Origin of the sequence: Ruminococcus sp. (assembly GCF_045129435.1) — a bacterium.
Classification (GTDB): domain Bacteria; phylum Bacillota; class Clostridia; order Oscillospirales; family Acutalibacteraceae; genus Ruminococcoides.
Map to the genome: position 1 here is coordinate 1 of NZ_JBGVJL010000176.1, position 2,698 is coordinate 2,698.

The 2,698-nt window shown below is 40.9% G+C and carries 3 protein-coding genes; all 3 read right to left on the reverse strand.

What is annotated here, in order from left to right; all coding sequences use genetic code 11:
- The coding region (rsmB, locus tag ACJMMI_RS08110) for a 16S rRNA (cytosine(967)-C(5))-methyltransferase RsmB (protein WP_405354827.1) at nt 1–1,146 on the reverse strand (1,146 nt) is incomplete at its 3' end.
- Between the two features lie 16 nt (nt 1,147–1,162).
- Nucleotides 1,163–1,861 carry a zinc metallopeptidase gene (locus tag ACJMMI_RS08115; RefSeq protein ID WP_405354828.1) on the reverse strand — a complete coding sequence of 233 codons (699 nt, stop codon included), beginning with the start codon at nt 1,859–1,861 and terminating at the stop codon, nt 1,163–1,165.
- 15 nt (nt 1,862–1,876) lie between these two features.
- Nucleotides 1,877–2,698: methionyl-tRNA formyltransferase (gene fmt, locus ACJMMI_RS08120; RefSeq protein WP_405354830.1), on the reverse strand; the 822-nt coding region annotated here is incomplete at its 5' end.

Here is a 2,698-nt window from a genome sequence, read left to right on the forward strand (position 1 = left end):
CAAAGTGCAGGTGGAATAAACAAGCCTGCCGCCTTTTTTAAGATATTTTGCACTTTCGCAAAGAATTTTATACTGAATTTGCGGAAGGTCAGTATCAATAAGATTTTCCTTATAGCGAATTTCAGGCTTTCGTGAAAGCACACCAAGCCCACTGCACGGAACATCACAAAGGATTCTGTCAGCCGTTGGCAAAGACTTATCATCAGCCGAGCCGTCACGCAGACAGGTTTCTACAATATCAATGCCAAACCGCCTTGCACCTTTTGCAATAAGGCTTAGCTTATGCTCGTACATATCGCAGGCGATTATTTTTCCGCTGTTTTGCATATATTGAGCAGTTGTAAAGGTTTTTCCACCCGGTGCCGAACATATGTCAAGCACAGTCTGACCCTTCTCGGCAGAAAGAAAATACGCACAAAGCTGCGAGGATAAGTCCTGAATATGAAGCAAACCGCCTTTATAAGCTTTAAGCCTTTCTATAGAGCCTGTGTCGGCAATTCGGACTGCATTTTCCGGGAAATCAACCTTTTCAGCTTTAACCTTGTCCTGTGAAAGCAAATCTATAAGGTCACTTGCTGTTGTCCTGAGTGTATTAACCCTTGCGTAAATATTCGGTCTGCCGCTAAGGTGCTCAAGAATACCCTTTGCGTTATCCTCTCCATAAGACTCAAGCCAAAGCTTTACAAGCTCCTGTGGGCAAGAATATTTTACCGAATAGTATTTTAATTTATCCTTTGAATCAGGATACTTGATTTCACAATTATCTCTTGCAAAGCTACGCAAAATTGCATTTATAAAGCCTGAGGACTTCTGTAGCTTCTGTTGTTTTGCAAGCTTTACGCTTTCGTTTACAGCGGCACTCTCCGGTACTTTATCCATAAATGCCATTTGCAAAAGTCCAAGGCGAAGAATAATTTTTGTTTTTAACTCAATTTTCCTTAACGGAATTTTAGAATACTGTCTTATGATGTAGTCAAGTGTGATTTTACGCTCAAGCACACCGTACACAAGGGCGGAAGTAAATGCCGAGTCAAGAGGTGAAAGTTCGCCCTCTTTTACGGCATTGTTAAGTGCAATGTTTGAGTACGCTCCGTCCTGTTCTATTTTTAGCAATACCTTAAATGCAGTTTTGCGTGAATTAGCCATTTAAAAATCTCTTTTCTTATCTTCTTCTGTTATTTGCAATAACTAGCAATCTTACAAGCTGTAAAATAGCTGTAAGTGCCGATGCAACATAGGTCATAGCTGCCGCCTGTAGTGTACGTTTTGCACCTGTATATTCGTCACCAAAAAGCAAGTTGCCGTTTCTTATTGTTTCAAGTGCTCTTTTAGAAGCATTGAACTCAACAGGAAGTGTGGCAATGGTGAACAGTACAGAAAAGCCGAATAATGCTATACCTATATAAAGCATAATAAAGCCAATCTTTGCATAAAAGCAAAGACCTAATACTATTAAAAACCAACTTAATTTTGAGCCGACATTTGCCATTGGAAGAATTGCGGAACGAATTTTGTTCGGCAAATAGTTCTGTGCATGCTGAACTGCATGACCTGCCTCATGACAAGCAACACCAACAGCCGCAACGGTTGTTGCACCATATACACTGTCGGAAAGTCTTATTACATTTGTGCGTGGGTCAAAATGGTCGGTAAGGTTTCCTGCCACTCTTTCAATACGCACACCCTGCACACCGTTTTGTCTTAAAACAAACTCAGCGGCTTGTGCACCTGTCATATTCCTTGAATTTGGAATATTGGAATATTTAGAAAAGGTAGAAGAAACATTAATCTGACAAATTAATGAAATAATTATGCAAGGAAGAACAAATACAACATATGTCCAGTCAAAATGATAAAACATAAAAATTCTCCTTTATTATAAATCAAAGCTGTCACCGATATTAAGCTTGTGACCTGCAAGGAAAGCAGAGGACGGCATACGCTTTTTGCCCTCAGGCTGAAGCTCAAGAATTTCAACCGAACCGCTGCCACAGGCAACAACAAACGGCTTTGTGCTGATTATTGTACCCGCCTTTCCGCTTTTTTCGCACACCTTAGTGGAATAAATTTTAAGTCTTTTGCCCATAAGCTCAGCAGTTGCAACAGGCCATGGGTTAAGTCCACGCACCTTATTATGCACCTCATTTGCCGATTTTGTAAAATCAATCGGGCAAAGTGACTTATCTATTTTAGAAGTATGAGTAGCCTTGCTTTCGTCCTGCTTTATCGGTGTGATTTCACCTTTTTCAAGCATATCAAGAGTTTTTATAATCAAATCTCCGCCAAGAATACTCAGTCTGTCAAAAAGTTCTCCTGAGGTTTCATTCTCACCGATTTCAGTTTCAATTACTGTTAAAATATCGCCTGTGTCAAGTCCCTCTGCCATCTGCATTGCCGTAACACCTGTCACCTTGTCACCGTTAAGAACCGACTGCTGAATAGGTGCCGCACCTCTGTACTTTGGCAAAAGCGAGCCATGAATATTGATACAGCCGTATTTTGCACTTTCAAGCACAGCCTTTGGCAATAGCTTGCCGTAAGCCGCAACAACAATAACATCGGGATTATAGCTCTTGATTATTTCAAGCGGTTCTTCGGATTTAAAGGTAGTCGGCTGATAAACGGGAATAGCAAGTTCTGTTGCACAAACCTTTACATCAGGCGGAGTAAGCACCATTTTTCTGCCCTTTGGCTTATC

Excerpts from the sequence above, each read along its gene's own strand:
- ACJMMI_RS08115 (WP_405354828.1), bottom strand. The coding sequence starts at position 1,861 with ATGTTTTATCATTTTGACTGGACATATGTTGTATTTGTTCTTCCTTGC.